We start from the raw sequence: 15,784 nt of genomic DNA, 5'->3' as shown, positions 1-15,784 counted from the left end.
GTATTATTATAGTAAAGCCAGTCGCTTCTTTTTGCCACTGGCCGAACGCTCGCTCAGTCCAGTGCAGCGAGCGATTGAATTAGTTGTACTTCCTCTGTGTCGTAAGGTGTACCGTCATCGTTTAGCAAGTCATGGAACCAGCGCTTAGCGTAGTTTTCGTCACTACGTTTGATTTCCGGCCATGGTAAATGTGTTTGCGTTTTACCTTTCACCAAGCCCCATTGATAGCAGCCGATTTGTTCTGCTTGGAATACGGGTAACTGCTCTAGTAAATGCGATTCAGCATGGCGAGCTAACCATTCGGTACACATCATTGGTCGGTTATGTTGTTTGACGATATCGACAGCTTTTTTGAAGTGCTCAAGAGGTAAGTAGGCGTGGAAAGTGATGATGTCAGACAGCTCCATCGCTTTGCGGTCTGTTGGGTGCTCATAAAGAGGTAAAGACAAGTCCAGAATACTAGGAGCGTGCCAAGCGCCAACCGTCAATGGTTGAACGGGCTGTTCTTCACGTGCCCATTGAAACGCTTTTTCCATTAACTCATGGCTATAACGTTCCATTTCTTCATCAAAGGCAAGCTCGCCCGTGGTGGTAAAAATCATTCGGTTGGTCGGTTCGTTATACAGATCCCAAATAACGATACGTTCATCAGTGTTGTAAGTTGAAATAATATCGCGAATATACGCTTCAACCTCACCCCACTGCGATTTATCCATAACGACATTGCGACCAGGGCTTGCTGCGGCTTGGCTATTGTGAAGCTCCGGCACTGGGGATTTTTGTTCGCCAAGATAAGGATGATCACCTGAGAAACCACAGTCATCCATCGGCGTCATCATGACTTTGATTTTGTTTCGTTCACAAATATCAAGGAAGCGTTCAATTCTCTGGTGCAAACCTTCACGGTCTACTTGCCATACAATAAACGGCAAGTTGGTTCGTAGCGTGTTATAGCCCACACTCGCCGCCCACTCAAGCTCCTGCTCCATCACCTCAGGCGCAAACGTCTCCGCTTGCCACATTTCTGTCCAATTGACAGCCGTGCGCGGTAAATAGTTAAAGCCACGTAGCCAACCATGTGTTTGTTGCCATTGCCACGCCTTTTCTTCAGACCATCTTTGCATCTTACTCACCTTGAATTAATAGGATTAATCAATTTACTAATAATATTAGCTAATATATTTATTAATAGTTTTAATAAAAGAGAGGTGAGATAAATACGTGTAGTCCGTCACATCTCATAAAGGATCGTTAAGGCATTCTGTGATCGTGATCTATCAAAGGTGCATTTGGATGGGCAATTCGCTAATATATAGCTAATAAAATTTTTGGCAGAGATAGAATGACTAAAAGTAAGAAAATCACCATGAGTGACATCGCCGCGGCAGCAGGCGTGTCACAACCTACGGTGTCATTAGTTCTCAATGGCTCTCAAACCGTAAAGATTTCCGAAGCCACCCAACGTAAGGTTCTTGATACTGCGAAAGCTTTAGGCTATCAAAGCAAAAAAGTGGCTCATGCGTTAGGAAGATCGAGAAAAATCGCCATGGTCGTCAATGGACTCACCAGTTACGATCCTTTCATCGACGCCGTTAATACCGCGCGAGAAGAAGCATGGAACAACGACTACTTGCTGATTACCTTCAGCTACAATCACGATGAGATACTTGCCAACAAAATTGAAACCGAGATCAATAATGGCGATTATGCTGGTCTCATTTATGCTTCAAGTATGACTCGTGAACTCTCCGCCCAACGTGTTCAAACACAGCTGCCGACGGTTTTGCTCAACTGCACAATGAGTGAACAACAAGCCACGCCATCTATCTTGCCCGCGGATATGATCGGGGCCTATAAAGCCATCAAGCATTTAACTGATCAAGGCTATCGACGAATTGCAATGTTAACCGGAGAGAATTGGATGTACGCCTCTACACAGCGTATTGATGGCTATCGACAGGCTCTAATTGATGCGGATATTATTCCAAACGACGATTACGTATTAGAGGCAAACTGGTCTCTCAAAGAAGCGTATGAGCAAACCATTCATTTGCTTGATATGGCAACGCCACCCGAAGCAATATTTTGCAGCAGTGATTATATGGCGATGGGGTGTTACCAAGCGATTGCTGAACGTCAATTGAAGATCCCATCAGATATCGCTGTGATTGGTTATGATAACCAACAAATCGCTTCTGAAAGCTTTCCAGCACTTTCTTCCATTGAACTGCCCTATGCCGATATGGGTAAGTTAGCGATAGATAACGTGCTTGCTCAAATCCAAGAGCGACCCTTGCTGTCACAGATACGAAAAGTTGAAGGTGAGTTAATTGTTCGAGCATCCTCCCTCAAAGCATAAAAAAGTGAGCATATGCTCACTTTTTTATTGCCTAACCACTGCGACTAAAATTTGAAGCGGTAGGTTGTGTGATGATGGTAACTATCCCCTGCCTCAAGCAAGCCTGCGCCGTTCCCCCATTTAGGGTGATTAGGGCCGTCAGGGTAGAATTGTGTTTCTAACGCTAGCCCATCAAGCTTTTCGTAAGTGCGAGTTGAACCAGGAGTACTATCAAGGAAGTTCCCCGAGTAAAACTGTACTGCAGGTTTGGTGGTAAGGACTTCCATCACTACATCCTGCTCCGGGGACTCCAACGTCGCGACCATAGTGCAGCCATCAGTGAGCTTGGCGTCAAACACAAACGCATGATCGTAACCACCTGCTGTGATTTGGTCCTGCTCCGACAGAAAATCTCGACCCACTTGCTTCAGCACTGTGAAGTCAAAGCTGGTTCCCTCTACCGATTTTAGCTCACCAAGAGGGATTAAATCCTCTCTAGTAGGTAGATAGGAATCAGCAAACATTTGCAGCTTATGATCCGTGCTCTTCGCCGCGCTTGATTCACCAGCTAGGTTAAAATAGGCATGGTTAGTCAAGTTCATCGGCGTTGTCTTGTCACAAGATGCCTGATAAGTCATCTTCAGCGCATTATCATCAGTTAGCTGGTATTCAACTTGAACCTTAGCCGTCCCAGGGAAGCCTTGATCACCATCTTCCGATTGTAACGACATGACAAGAGTTGATTCAGTGTGCGAGTCGATACTCCAACGACGCTTATCAAAACCCTCTACACCCCCATGCAAAGCGTTTTCGCCATTATTACAAGTGACTTGATACGACTTGCCACCTATCTCGAATTGCCCTTTATCAATTCGATTGGCGTATCTCCCCACCACTGAACCAAAATAAGCCCCTTGCTTCATATGTTCCACCATATTTGGCGAACGTAACAACACTTCTCGTTGTCCTGTCGGCAAAGGGAGAGAGCAACTTAGCCATGTTGCTCCGATATCCATAAAAGATGCCGTCATACCAGATGCATTTTTAAGGTGCAGCACCTTTGCAGGTAATCCATCAAACGACGCCGATTGGGTCATAGCGTCTTCAATCGTACTAAAATACTCGCTTGTGGTGATCATTGTGAGACAACTCCTGCGCCATCTTTTGCTTGGCAAACATAAATCGACTCTTTCAAACCTGTTGCTGCTTCATACTGCTCTGCTATCGCTGTCGTTACCTTATCAACGAGTGTTGGCGGGATTAACGAAACAATACAGCCGCCAAAGCCACCGCCAGTCATTCGCACACCACCTTGGTCACCAATCACGCCTTTCACAATATCAACAATGATGTCGATTTCTTTCACGGTGATTTCAAAATCATCACGCATCGAAATGTGTGATTCTGCCATTAGCTCACCCATACGCTTCATATCACCAGCACTGAGTGCTTTTGCTGCTTCAACAGTACGGTCATTTTCAGTAATAACGTGACGCGCACGTTTAGCGACCATTTCATCCAACTCAGATACACGCTCATTGAACTGTTCAATGGTGACATCACGCAATGCTTTCACACCAAAAATGCGAGCGGCTTCTTCACATTGTTCACGACGAGTGTTGTACTCACTGTCGACTAAGCCACGCTTTTTGTTGGAATTAATAATCACAACGGCCATATCTTCTGGCATCGATACCGCTTGCGTTTCAAGACTGCGGCAGTCAATCAACAGAGCGTGATTCTCTTTACCTTCAGCAGAAATAAGCTGATCCATGATGCCGCAATTACAACCCACAAACTCGTTCTCCGCTTGCTGACCGTTAAGCGCGACTTCAGCTTGCGTGATCTCTAGGTTATAAAGCGTTTTAAATGTCTGACCGATAACCACTTCTAGTGCAGCAGAAGAGCTCAGTCCCGCACCTTGCGGTACATTGCCAGACACCGATATATCCGCGCCACCAAATTGATAACCGCGAGCCATCAAGCACTTCACCACACCGCGAATGTAGTTCGTCCACATCTTATCTTGTTGAAAAGTGATCTCTTGGGTGATATCAAACTCATCGGTCGCGTCTTGGTAATCAACAGAGACAACGCGAATTAGATTATCGTCACGCTTTGCCGCAGCAACCACGGTTTGATAGTTAATGGCACAGGGTAGGACAAAACCATCATTGTAGTCGGTATGCTCACCAATCAGGTTTACACGGCCCGGAGCTTGGATAAAATGTGTCGGCTGATAGCCAAGCACATTTTCAAAAGAATTCGCGACGTTTTGGATTAGATCTTTCATGTTTTCGTCTCTCAATACCTGATGTTTCTTTGCGTACCGTGTTACTTTCACGGTACGCAGCCACATCAAATTTTTAAATTATTGTTGTTTGTAATGAACGTCGCTCAATGCTCTTAGACGCTCTGCTGCTTGCTCGGCGGTTAAATCACGTTGTGATTCGGCCAACATTTCATAGCCCACCATAAATTTGCGTATCGTTGCAGAGCGCAATAGTGGTGGATAGAAAATGGCATGCAGTTGCCAATGCTCAGTGCTCTCACCTTCATTAAAGAATGGTGCGTAGTGCCACCCCATTGAATAGGGGAAAGAGCACTCAAATAAGTTGTCGTAGCGAGACGTCAGCTTTTTAATGGCAACCGCTAAGTCGTCTTTTTGCGCTTCACTTAATTCGCTCATGCGGCGAATATGCGTCTTAGGAAGCAGCATGGTTTCGAATGGCCATGCCGCCCAGTAAGGGACCACAGCAAGCCAGTGCTCTGTTTCTACGACCGTACGGGCGCCATCTTTCATTTCTGTGGTCACATAATCCACCAGAAGGTTTGAACCTTGCTGCTGGTTATACTCACGCATTAGACGATCTTTTCGTTCAATTTCATTAGGCAGAAAGCTGTTAGCCCAAATTTGGCCATGAGGGTGCGGCTGTGAGCAGCCCATTGCTTCACCTTTGTTTTCAAAAGCTTGAACCCAAAGGTACTCTTTACCCAATTCTTCAATTTGCTCATTCCATGTATCAACAACGCAGCGCAGTTCTTGGGGGGTGAGCTCTGGCAATGTTTTACTATGGTCAGGCGAGAAGCAGATAACGCGGCTAAGACCACGTACACCTTGAGTTTTAAACAATGGATTATCTGATTCAGGAGCATCAGGGGAATCTGGCATCAAAGCCGCGAAGTCGTTACCAAATACATAAGTACCTTGGTAGTCTGGGTTCACATCTCCGGAGATGCGATCATTGGTAGGACACAGAAAACACTTCTTGTCATAAGTTGGCAGTTGCACATGAGAGACCTCCTCACTTTGGCCACTCCAAGGACGCTTTGCGCGATGTGGGGATACCAGAATCCACTGTCCCGTTAGCGGGTTATAACGGCGATGAGGATGATCGACTGGATTAAATTCAATACTCGACATATTACTTACTCAATAGTTAAATTCTAAAAATCTCTTGGGATAACGAGGCAGCCTTATTCGCTGTCGTAACCGTTGGGGTTACTGGACTGCCAATGCCACGAGTCCGTGGTCATGTCTTGTAATGTACGTGTCGCTTTCCAGTTTAAATCCGCCTCTGCTTTCGCCGTGCTTGCCCAGCACTCTGCAATATCGCCTGGGCGGCGTGGCTGTAAATCGTAAGGAATTGGCTTACCGCTTGCTGTTGCAAATGCATCCACCATTTCTAGAACACTGCTGCCTTTACCAGTACCTAAATTGTAAATATGTAAACCAGACTTCAGGCCCACCGCTTTAAGCGCTGCAATATGCCCATCTGCCAAGTCCATCACATGAATATAATCGCGAACGCCCGTGCCATCTGGTGTTGGGTAGTCACTGCCAAATACAGCAAGCTTGTCACGGCGACCAACCGCAACTTGGGCGATAAACGGCATCAGATTATTGGGAATCCCCTTTGGATCCTCTCCCATTGTGCCAGATGGATGCGCGCCTACTGGGTTAAAGTAACGCAACAAGGTAATGCTCCACGCCTCGTCAGAAGTGAATACATCGCTAAGGCAGCGTTCGACCATAAACTTACTCGTACCGTATGGATTGGTTGTATTACCAACAGGAGAAGTTTCAGTGATTGGCACTACGTCAGGATCACCATACACAGTCGCAGAAGAGCTGAAGATAATGCTCTTAACGCCCGCTTTTCTCATTGCACGAGCAAGTACCAATGTGCCGTTCACATTGTTATCGTAGTACTCAATAGGTTTAGCAACAGATTCACCTACCGCTTTTAATCCTGCAAAGTGAATCACCGACTGAATCTCATTTTCTTCAAAAATGCGATCGAGCAACGCTTCATCGCGAATATCACCTTGATAAAACGTTGCTGCTTGACCAGTAAGCGCCTCAATACGTGCTAACACGGCTTGATTGGCATTGCACAAGTTATCGATGATGATAGGTTCAATACCACTCTCCAACATCTGAACGCAGGTATGGCTGCCGATGTAGCCCATTCCACCCGTCACTAGTACTTTCACATTACACTCCTACGTTTCACTCTAATTACGAGCGAATTATTCCGCGAATACGCGCTCATTCTTCAAACTAAGGAAATTGTAGCAACAGTCAGCAAGATCATTCTGTGATCAAACGCAAAAAGTGTAAACGTTTACACACTTTTCAATAAAAAGTCCGAACCGATTATTTATCCGTGAACAAATAGATTTAAAAACAGCAACATAAGGAAGGATAATAATGTTAAACGATTACATAAATTCACCTTCATCATCTTGATAATCATGAAGAGGGCAAAAAAAGGGCACTCAATGGAGTGCCCTTTGTGACTATTTTTTATTGGCGTATTTCATTGAATCGAGCGCGACAGCAAAGATAATGATCGATCCCTTGATAATGTACTGCCAGTATGGGCTGACGCCGATGTAGGTCATACCATAGTTAATCACAGTAAAGATCAGCACACCGGTAACCACGCCCGCAATACTACCGACACCACCAGCAAATGACACACCACCTACCACACAAGCAGCAATGGCATCGAGTTCATATAGGAAACCTAGGTTGTTGGTCGCACTACCAATTCGTCCAGCCTCAAGCATACCAGCAAAGCCATAAAACACCCCTGACAATGCATAGACTTTCAACAGCGTTACTGGGACATTTACACCAGAAACTTTTGCCGCTTCTGGGTTACCACCAACAGCAAAAATATTTTTGCCAAACACCGTTTTATTCCAAAGTACCCACATGAATACAATAGCAATAATGGCATAGAAGGTGATATAGGAGAGCCTGAAGTCTCCCATGCGAATAAACCCTTGCGTAAACTCAGAAAAACGTTCATCAAAACCCGCGATTGGCGAAGCCCCAACCGAGTCATAGTACAAAGAGTTCACACCATATACGATGATCATCGTGCCTAAAGTGGCGATAAACGGCGTCACTTTTAAGTAAGCGACAATAATACCGTTCACAAGACCAATGATGGCACCAAGCGCACAAACGACGATAATAACGGCGAAAATAGGTATATCACCTAAATCCGGGAATACTTTATTCACATTGTCTACCGACTGTAGCAATGTCGCAGAAACAACCGCAGCTAAACCGACCTGACGACCTGCAGACAAGTCGGTACCTTGGGTAACAATCAAACCAGCTACACCCAAAGCAATAATGACACGTACAGAAGACTGAGTCAGGATGTTACTAAAGTTTCTTAAGCTTAAAAAAGACGGTTCTTGAATAACAATAATTGCCAATAATATAAATAGAACCGCATAGATAGCACCTTCTTTTAAGTGCTTCATTGCAAATGATTTAACAGCGTCCATAATAATTTCCCTAGAGGTAACGAGAGGCCAGCTCTAATATTTCACTTTGTGTGGTTTCCTTGGTATCAACGACACCAGCCGCTCGACCATTACTCATGACAAGAATGCGGTCAGTAATACCTAACAACTCTGGCATTTCCGAAGAAATGATAATAATGCCTTTGTTTTTCTTAGCGAGTTCAAGTATCAATTGATAGATTTCAAACTTCGCACCAACATCAATACCTCGTGTTGGTTCATCTAGCATTAATATTTCTGGTTGAGTTAACAGCCAGCGCCCAATGATCACTTTCTGTTGATTGCCACCAGACAAAGAACCAATGGCGGTTTCATGAGACGGTGTTTTCACACTCATCGAGTCAATTACCCACTGGGTATCACTTTTCATTTTCTTGTTACTTAACAAGCCCGACTTGGTTTTATAACTGTCGACATTGGCAACTAATGAGTTGAATGTGATATCCAGATTGCCATATATCCCGGTAGAGCGACGCTCTTCCGTGACTAATGCAAAACCATTACTGATTGCTTCATGCGCATCACGGTTGGTCATCTCTTTGCCATGAAGCAAGATCTGCCCTTCGCTTCGCTCACGAACGCCAAATATTGTTTCAACTATATCGGTTCTACGTGACCCTACCAGACCTGCGACACCGAGGATCTCGCCAGCTTTTAAATCAAATGAAATATCTTGAATCGAAGGTTGATTAAGTGCCGTCAGCCCCTTCACTTCTAAAACCGTTTCTTTGGGGACATTACTTTTTTCAGGGAAACGCTGCGTCAATTCTCGCCCTACCATCATCGAGATGATCGCGTCCATATCCAACCCTTCCAGTGGTCGAGTGGTGACCCACTGACCATCACGAAGGATGGTAATTTCATCACAAATCGCAAAGATTTCTTCCATTTTATGCGAGATGTAAACCACACCGCAGCCCTTGGCTTTGAGCTTTTTGATAATGGTAAATAGATGATTAACTTCTTTTTCTGTCAGTGACGACGTCGGCTCATCCATGATGACTATTTTTGCATCATAGGAAAATGCCTTAGCTATTTCTAGCATTTGCATTTGAGAAACTGAGAGTGTTTTTACTTTGACTCTAGGGTCGATGTTGATATCAAGTTCTTCAAAGATCTCTTTGGTATCTCGATACATTTTATCGTGGTCAACAAACAACCCCTTCTTAGGGTATCTTCCCAACCAGATATTATCCATTACCGTACATTGAAGTACCTGATTCAGCTCTTGGTGAACCATTGAAACACCAGATTCCAATGCTTCTTTTGAGGATTGAAAGTTAATATTGCTTCCTAGAAAAACAATATCACCTTCATTTTTTTCATAAATTCCGAATAGGCATTTTAATAATGTCGACTTACCCGCTCCATTCTCTCCCATGAGTGCATGAATGGAATTTGGTCGCACTTTTAAATTAACTTTATCTAATGCCTTAACCCCTGGAAACTCTTTACTAATTCCTGTCATTTCTAACAAAAATTCATGTTCTTGATTAACCATGGCATCACTTTCTTATTATTACAATTAACCACAAGGCGTAACGTACCCTGAACAAATAATAAGTATTACTCGTTCATACTACCTGATATATTCAATATTAAATTAGGGAGAACGCCGTTCTCCCTAATTTGGTAAGTACTACTCTAACGTTGACTTATCAACACCAACGTAAGGAACGCGTACTACTTTGTTCGTCATTTCCCATTGAGTGCCTTCTGTTGCCGTTTTTCCGTTGGCAAGGTTACGAGCAAGTTCAAACGTCGCCTTTGCTTGCGAGTCGGCATCGTTAAGTACCGTCCCTGCCATTGCACCGGATTTCACTAGCGCAAGTGCTTCACTCAAGGCATCAACACCAAAAACAGGAACCGCAACACCAGCACCTTTCAGAGCTTCAACTGCGCCCATTGCCATGCCATCATTGTTAGCGATAACTACTTCAATTTTGCTGCCATTAGGACCAGATAACCATGCGTCCATCTTATCTTTTGCCATCGCGGTATCCCACATGCCAGTATCCATGTGCAGTTCATCGGTTTTGATGCCGTTATCATTGATGGTTTTCACTGAGTAAGATGTACGAGCTTCTGCATCTGGGTGACCTGGTTCACCTTTTAGCATCACGTATTGGATGACACCGTCGCCATTCTTATCCCAAGCAGAGTTTGCTTTCCATTGCTGAGCAATCAAGTCGCCTTGGATAATGCCAGACTCTTTAGAGTCAGTACCTACGTAATACGCTTTGTCATAGCTATCAAGTGCTTTACGGCTTGGTTCTTTGTTATAGAAAACAATTGGCACGTCATCCATTTTTGCTTTCTTAATAATGCTTGGTGCAGCAGCAGGGTCTACAAGGTTAATTGCTAACGCTTTTACACCACGAGCAAGCATGACATCTACTTGGTCATTCTGCATTGATTGACTGTTTTGAGAGTCATTCATCAATACGCGAGTATCGCTGTCTTTGTCTGCTTCTTTTACGATCGCTTGACGAACAACCGACATAAAGTTGTCGTCATATTTATAGATAGTAAAACCAACAGTGGTGCTTGCAACCGCTTGAGTTCCAAAGCCCATACCAGCACAAAGCGCAGCCAAGAGTGTTAACTTTCTCATTGAACAAGTCCTATTTGTTAATATTATAATTGAGTTTTGTAGGGGGTAAAACGTTCGGGTTCAGCTTACAACCGGCTCAACATGAAAACGTTTAACCCGAAGTATAGTGACAAAATGAACAATTAATGTGAGGAAGTTAAAAAAAATTACAATCGTAACAAAGGTTGTCAAAAGTAAGCGAATTTGTTTGAATTGGTTAACAAACAAGGGAAAAACAACGTCTCTCAATGTTTCACAGTGTAACATCGGGACAAAGATCTCCTTTTTTGGTGGTTTTCTATGATTTTATTTCTGAGGTTTTTCGACCCATAAGTGGTAACGATTACATTTTTATTCAGCCACTTTATATAATTAGCTTGCAAAGTATTGCGTTTGGTTAATTAGCGAGTACACTTGCGTCCCCCCATTCTGGGTCACTCTGATTAGGCCTTAACTTCATGCCCAAAAACGCTTCAACACTCAGCAAAAGAATGAATATTGTCGCTCTCACTTGGCCTATTTTTATTGAGGTGCTTTTACGCACAGCGCTCAATACTACCGACGTATTCATGCTCAGCGGCTACTCAGACGCAGCTGTATCAGCCGTTGGGGTAATCACACAAATCACCTTTTTCCTGATTGTTATTTCTATGATGGTGAGCAGCGGTACTGGCATACTCATCGCACAATACAATGGTGCTTCACGATTTTCAGATTCCGCGCAAGTGGCAGTAGCAAGCATTATTCTTGCCTGTGGTGTGGGTACTTTTTTAAGTCTTGCGTTGTTTTTCGGGGCAGAGCAGTTCATCACATTATTTGGCTTAGCTGATGATGTGGCGGCTTTCGGCTATGACTACCTTATTATTAGTGGCTCCATGACGTTTAACGTCACTATTGGCATTGTGCTCACCACCATACTCCGCAGTCACGGCTATTCTCGCTCACCAATGGTGATCAATCTCATTGCAGGTGTTATCAATATCGCCGGTAACTATTTGGCGCTATACCAACCCTTTGGGCTCCCCGTCTATGGTGTTAGTGGCGTTGCAACCGCGACGGTTGTCAGCCAGGTCATTGGTACGCTGTTGATGTGCCAAGTCGTACGTTCAAAAAATATCGACCTCCCTTTTTCCCAATGGCGCACAATCCCTAGCGCCTTATTCAAAAAAATCATCAAAATCGGTGCGATGAATGCCGGTGAGATTTTATCCTATAACCTTGCACAAATGACTATTGTCTATTTTGTGGTGCAAATGGGTACGTCTTCATTGGCAGCCTACACTTATGCCCAAAACATCACACGAGTCTCGTTTGCGTTTGCCCTAGCTTTAGGTCAGGCAGGACAGATACAAACCAGTTACTTTATCGGCAAGGGATGGGCTGATGATATTCTCGGCCGAATCCAAAAGTACTACCTCGTTGGACTGGCTGTTTCGACCGGCATCATTTTGGTTTTGTTTATATTCCGCTACCCTCTGATTGATCTCTTTACCCAAGAAAGTGAGATCGTGGCACTCGTGGCACTCTTAATTGCCGGCTCAATTTTTGTCGAGTCTGGTCGTGTCTCTAACCTTATTTTTATTGCCGCACTAAAGGGTTCTGGCGATATTAAGTTCCCGGTTCAAATGGGTATTTTAAGCATGTGGGGCGTTGCTGTGGTCTTTAGTTACCTGCTGGGCATCCACTGGGGATATGGGGTAATTGGCGCTTGGATAGCAATGGGAATGGATGAGTGGCTAAGAGGCATTGTCATGATTCGCCGCTGGCGCTCTAAAGTCTGGGTACGTTTTCAGCTGTCCTAATTACCGAGTGAAACGTTAAGTGCCTCCGGTTATTGGAGGCACGTAAACTAGCCCGCAGGCTGCTTTAGATCGTTCTAAACCTATCTCATTTGAATTAACCCTGCATACTCAGCTGCAACTGATATTGATACTGACGTTGCAGTAACTTAAATTCCTCATGGACGCTTGGTGTCCATGAATCATCACCGCCCACTCCCATATGAAAGCCATCCAAGCGGACAAAAACAACGCCACTGTCACGCAGCTCGTGCGTGTGTTTAGCAGCGCTTAACGCAGAGGTACTGTATCGGCTGACCGACAAGTGATGCTCACCCGTAATCTGGAGTGTGCCTATCTGGCTATGTTTAACATCTGTTCTTAGCCCGCTATCCGTTGGAAATATATAAGGAGTATGCATGTCGTCAATGGAAGCGTGGTATCGCCCCATATGCGCGGCGAACTTCCTGTCTGGATAGTTTTCAAAGGGCCCTCTTCCATACCAAGAGACGTCCTCACAAAATGGATTTAGCGCCAGCTCCATACCCACCCTAGGTAACGATGGAAGCCCCGGTGCGGCTTCAACCTGAACATCAATATGAACCTCGCCATTTTGATAGATTTTGTAGCACCAAAGCGTCTCAAGAATACAATGCCGATTAAAACGATAAGCTCGACGAGATTCAATTTGGTAATGGTGCTGACGAGCAAAATGCTCAAAGCCAATACATTCGACCTCTAATGAAGGCAGACCAACTGCATCCCAACGAGCAACCCATGAGTTAGGATCAACCCGATTGGCTTCGCTCGTACCAATATCATTGTCCAACGGCGCCCGATAGAAGTTATCTTTTAATGGCTGAGCCAACTGTTCCACATCATCTACGCTCCAAGAGACTAATTCTCCGGATGCAGAATCAAACACGATGATTTGTTCATTAGCGTGTAGCATCACCCGATTGCCACTCACTGTTGCCATCGGGACGCCTGAACCATTAACACGCCTCAGCTTCAAACCAAACGCACTCGGTAATTCAATTTGCTGTGACGATAGAACGTGATTCGCTTCCGACCATGGGGTCGAACACGTTTTAACGATATCGATATTCAAGTGATAATCTCGCCCAATTTGCGCTGCAGGCAATGCGTCCATCAACGACAATAGCGCCTCACCTTGTGGCGACACGTGTAATACTTGCGAACCTTGAGCGATCACATGACCATCTTCGGTAATATTCCAATGCAGCGCTTCATCTTCCGTGGCTGTAAATAAGTACTCACTTTTTACTTTAACGCTAACAGGGTGTGTTGAAATTAACGTTATACAATGAAATTGTTGAGCTTTTTTTGCTTCATAAAGCGCTGGATGCGCGCTCCTATCTGGGAACACTAAGCCATTAATGCAGAACTGACGATCATTAACCTGATCGCCAAAATCGCCACCATAAGCCCAATAAAGCGCCCCGTTTTCATCCACTTTGCTCAACCCTTGATCAACCCAATCCCAAATAAAGCCACCTTGCAATCTTGGGTATTCTCGAAACGCATCCCAATACTTATCAAAACTGCCTAGGCTATTTCCCATCGCATGTGCATACTCACATAGTATCAATGGGCGATCTTCACCTGGCATCGCTAGCCACTTTTTAATGCCAATTTTAGGCGTGACATTAGGATCGGCCGCAAGGCGTTGGTCATGGTCAACTCGTGCATACATCGGAGCAATGATATCCGTTGCCGCCGTATCCGATCCCCCGCCTTCATATTGCACTGGACGAGAAGGATCACGCTGCTTGGTCCATTGATACATCGCGTGATGGTTATTGCCAATACCCGATTCATTTCCTAACGACCAGATGATGACAGAGGGGTGGTTCTTATCACGCTCAACAAGGCGAGTCATACGACGCAGGTAGGCATTCATCCAAGTCACATCGTCTGACAAACGGCACATGGGGAATTGACCGTGGGTTTCGATATTCGCTTCGTCCACTAAATACAGGCCAAATTCATCGCAGAGCTCATACCAAAGAGGATCATTTGGGTAGTGAGCAGTACGCACCGCGTTAAAATTATTCTGTTTGAGCAATTTAATGTCTTCAATCATCGCGTCTCGAGTCATGGTATGACCCAATTCTGGGTGATGCTCATGTCGGTTCACTCCGCGTATGAGTAGCGCTTGACCATTCACTTTAAGCTGACCTGAAGAGATCTCCACACAACGAAAACCCACATTGTAAGCTTCGCAGTCGACAAACTTCCCTTCTTCGTCTTTTAGAACCACGACTAAACGATACAAATTCGGCGCTTCAGCACTCCACTTTAGAGGGCTGTCAATGTTGATACTATGCTCTGCTAACTCTTGCCACGCCCCTTTTTCGTCGATAAGGCGTTGTGCAAATTTAGACACCTTTTTACCAAAAACACTCACACCCTGCCTATCGAATAACTCAGCCTCTACTGAATAAGAGCTGCACATTGTTCGCTCTTCTGGCGTGACACTGATGTGAGTTGACACCGTTAACAACGCGTCTCGATAGCATGCGTCCAACTCGGTATTAATCGCCACATCTGCAATAGCGATACGTGGCTTAGTCCGTAATGTCACATTCCGAAAGATACCACTCAACCACCACATATCTTGATCTTCGAGATAAGACCCATCAGACCAGCGCAACACCATCACAACAAGCTGGTTATCACCCGCTACTAACGCATCAGTAATATCAAATTCAGCGGCGAGACGGCTGTCTTGTGAATACCCAATCCAACGACCATTAAGCCATAAGTGAAACGCCGAATTGACGCCATCAAATGTGAGTGTATGTCGCTGTTTGGGATCCAGGTTCGCCATATCAAATACCAGGCGATACACCCCTGTTGGGTTATCGCTTGGCACCTTCGGAGGCGTATCTGCAAACGGGTATTTCACATTGGTGTAAATGGGCTTATCGAAGCCTTGAAGTTGCCAGTTACTCGGAACAGGAATACTCGCCCAACTGGCATCGTCAAACGCAGTACTAATCACCTCTTCCTCTACTAACTCTGGCTTCGCGAAGCACTTAAATTGCCATTCACCATTTAGGCTTCTTTCATTGGTGGATGAATGGCTTTGCAACGCGGCGTGCTCACTATGAAAAGCATGCAAAGGCGCGTGAGCGTTAAGTACATTGTGGTGGGTAACGTGCTGGTTTTCCCACTCACGAGCTAACAAAATTTCAGAAAAAGATCTCATAGTACATTCTC

General features: G+C 44.8%; 11 protein-coding genes. 2 read left to right on the top strand and 9 right to left on the bottom strand.

Translation table 11 applies throughout. The features are described from left to right. Positions 1–53: 53 nt before the first annotated feature. Complete coding sequence (locus L4D05_RS01575; RefSeq protein ID WP_428750477.1) at positions 54–1,124, bottom strand: cellulase family glycosylhydrolase; 1,071 nt, start codon at positions 1,122–1,124, stop codon at positions 54–56. 218 nt (positions 1,125–1,342) lie between these two features. Here L4D05_RS01575 and L4D05_RS01570 point away from each other — a divergent pair, with 218 nt between their 5' ends. Next, positions 1,343–2,359, top strand: a complete 1,017-nt coding sequence (locus L4D05_RS01570; protein ID WP_428792834.1) for a LacI family DNA-binding transcriptional regulator — start codon at positions 1,343–1,345, stop codon at positions 2,357–2,359. Between the two features lie 44 nt (positions 2,360–2,403). On the opposite strand, the gene galM is transcribed toward L4D05_RS01570, so the two are convergent. The 7 genes from galM to mglB all read right to left on the bottom strand — a co-directional run bounded on the left by galM (position 2,404) and on the right by mglB (position 10,781). Continuing rightward, positions 2,404–3,477: a galactose-1-epimerase gene (galM, locus tag L4D05_RS01565; protein WP_428792833.1), complete on the bottom strand. Its 1,074-nt coding sequence runs from the start codon at positions 3,475–3,477 to the stop codon at positions 2,404–2,406. Then, on the bottom strand, positions 3,474–4,631 hold the full coding sequence (galK, locus tag L4D05_RS01560; RefSeq protein WP_428792832.1) for a galactokinase: 1,158 nt from the start codon (positions 4,629–4,631) through the stop codon (positions 3,474–3,476). Before galK ends, galM begins: the two co-directional genes overlap by 4 nt. Positions 4,632–4,709: 78 nt before the next feature. Next, positions 4,710–5,762 carry a galactose-1-phosphate uridylyltransferase gene (gene galT / locus L4D05_RS01555; RefSeq protein ID WP_428792831.1) on the bottom strand — a complete coding sequence of 351 codons (1,053 nt, stop codon included), beginning with the start codon at positions 5,760–5,762 and terminating at the stop codon, positions 4,710–4,712. Positions 5,763–5,815: 53 nt separating this feature from the next. Continuing rightward, a complete protein-coding gene (galE, locus tag L4D05_RS01550; RefSeq protein ID WP_428792830.1) occupies positions 5,816–6,835 on the bottom strand; it encodes a UDP-glucose 4-epimerase GalE in 1,020 nt (339 codons plus the stop codon). A gap of 306 nt (positions 6,836–7,141) precedes the next feature. Further along, the gene (gene mglC / locus L4D05_RS01545; RefSeq protein ID WP_265673759.1) at positions 7,142–8,149 is read right to left on the bottom strand and encodes a galactose/methyl galactoside ABC transporter permease MglC; all 1,008 of its coding nucleotides are present in this window, start codon (positions 8,147–8,149) and stop codon (positions 7,142–7,144) included. 10 nt (positions 8,150–8,159) lie between these two features. Continuing rightward, positions 8,160–9,668: a galactose/methyl galactoside ABC transporter ATP-binding protein MglA gene (mglA, locus tag L4D05_RS01540; protein WP_428792829.1), complete on the bottom strand. Its 1,509-nt coding sequence runs from the start codon at positions 9,666–9,668 to the stop codon at positions 8,160–8,162. Positions 9,669–9,806: 138 nt separating this feature from the next. Continuing rightward, positions 9,807–10,781, bottom strand: coding sequence for a galactose/glucose ABC transporter substrate-binding protein MglB (mglB, locus tag L4D05_RS01535; protein WP_428792828.1), 975 nt, complete (start codon positions 10,779–10,781; stop codon positions 9,807–9,809). A 437-nt stretch (positions 10,782–11,218) separates the two neighbouring features. On the opposite strand from mglB, the gene L4D05_RS01530 reads away from it, so the two are divergent. Further along, positions 11,219–12,562 carry an MATE family efflux transporter gene (locus L4D05_RS01530; RefSeq protein ID WP_428792827.1) on the top strand — a complete coding sequence of 448 codons (1,344 nt, stop codon included), beginning with the start codon at positions 11,219–11,221 and terminating at the stop codon, positions 12,560–12,562. Between the two features lie 94 nt (positions 12,563–12,656). Here the strand turns inward: L4D05_RS01530 and L4D05_RS01525 are convergent, their stop codons facing one another. Beyond that, positions 12,657–15,773, bottom strand: coding sequence for a beta-galactosidase (locus tag L4D05_RS01525; RefSeq protein ID WP_428792826.1), 3,117 nt, complete (start codon positions 15,771–15,773; stop codon positions 12,657–12,659). Between the last annotated feature and the right edge of the window lie 11 nt (positions 15,774–15,784).

Origin of the sequence: Vibrio nomapromontoriensis (assembly GCF_050337205.1) — a bacterium.
Classification (GTDB): domain Bacteria; phylum Pseudomonadota; class Gammaproteobacteria; order Enterobacterales; family Vibrionaceae; genus Vibrio; species Vibrio nomapromontoriensis.
The sequence above is the reverse complement of the archived record's forward strand: the minus strand, read 5'-3'. Positions and strand labels throughout refer to the sequence as shown.

Excerpts from the sequence above, each read along its gene's own strand:
- L4D05_RS01575 (WP_428750477.1), bottom strand. The coding sequence starts at position 1,124 with ATGCAAAGATGGTCTGAAGAAAAGGCGTGGCAATGGCAACAAACACAT.
- mglA (WP_428792829.1), bottom strand. The coding sequence starts at position 9,668 with ATGGTTAATCAAGAACATGAATTTTTGTTAGAAATGACAGGAATTAGT.
- mglC (WP_265673759.1), bottom strand. The coding sequence starts at position 8,149 with ATGGACGCTGTTAAATCATTTGCAATGAAGCACTTAAAAGAAGGTGCT.
- L4D05_RS01570 (WP_428792834.1), top strand. The coding sequence starts at position 1,343 with ATGACTAAAAGTAAGAAAATCACCATGAGTGACATCGCCGCGGCAGCA.
- galT (WP_428792831.1), bottom strand. The coding sequence starts at position 5,762 with ATGTCGAGTATTGAATTTAATCCAGTCGATCATCCTCATCGCCGTTAT.
- mglB (WP_428792828.1), bottom strand. The coding sequence starts at position 10,781 with ATGAGAAAGTTAACACTCTTGGCTGCGCTTTGTGCTGGTATGGGCTTT.
- galM (WP_428792833.1), bottom strand. The coding sequence starts at position 3,477 with ATGATCACCACAAGCGAGTATTTTAGTACGATTGAAGACGCTATGACC.
- galK (WP_428792832.1), bottom strand. The coding sequence starts at position 4,631 with ATGAAAGATCTAATCCAAAACGTCGCGAATTCTTTTGAAAATGTGCTT.
- L4D05_RS01530 (WP_428792827.1), top strand. The coding sequence starts at position 11,219 with ATGCCCAAAAACGCTTCAACACTCAGCAAAAGAATGAATATTGTCGCT.
- L4D05_RS01525 (WP_428792826.1), bottom strand. The coding sequence starts at position 15,773 with ATGAGATCTTTTTCTGAAATTTTGTTAGCTCGTGAGTGGGAAAACCAG.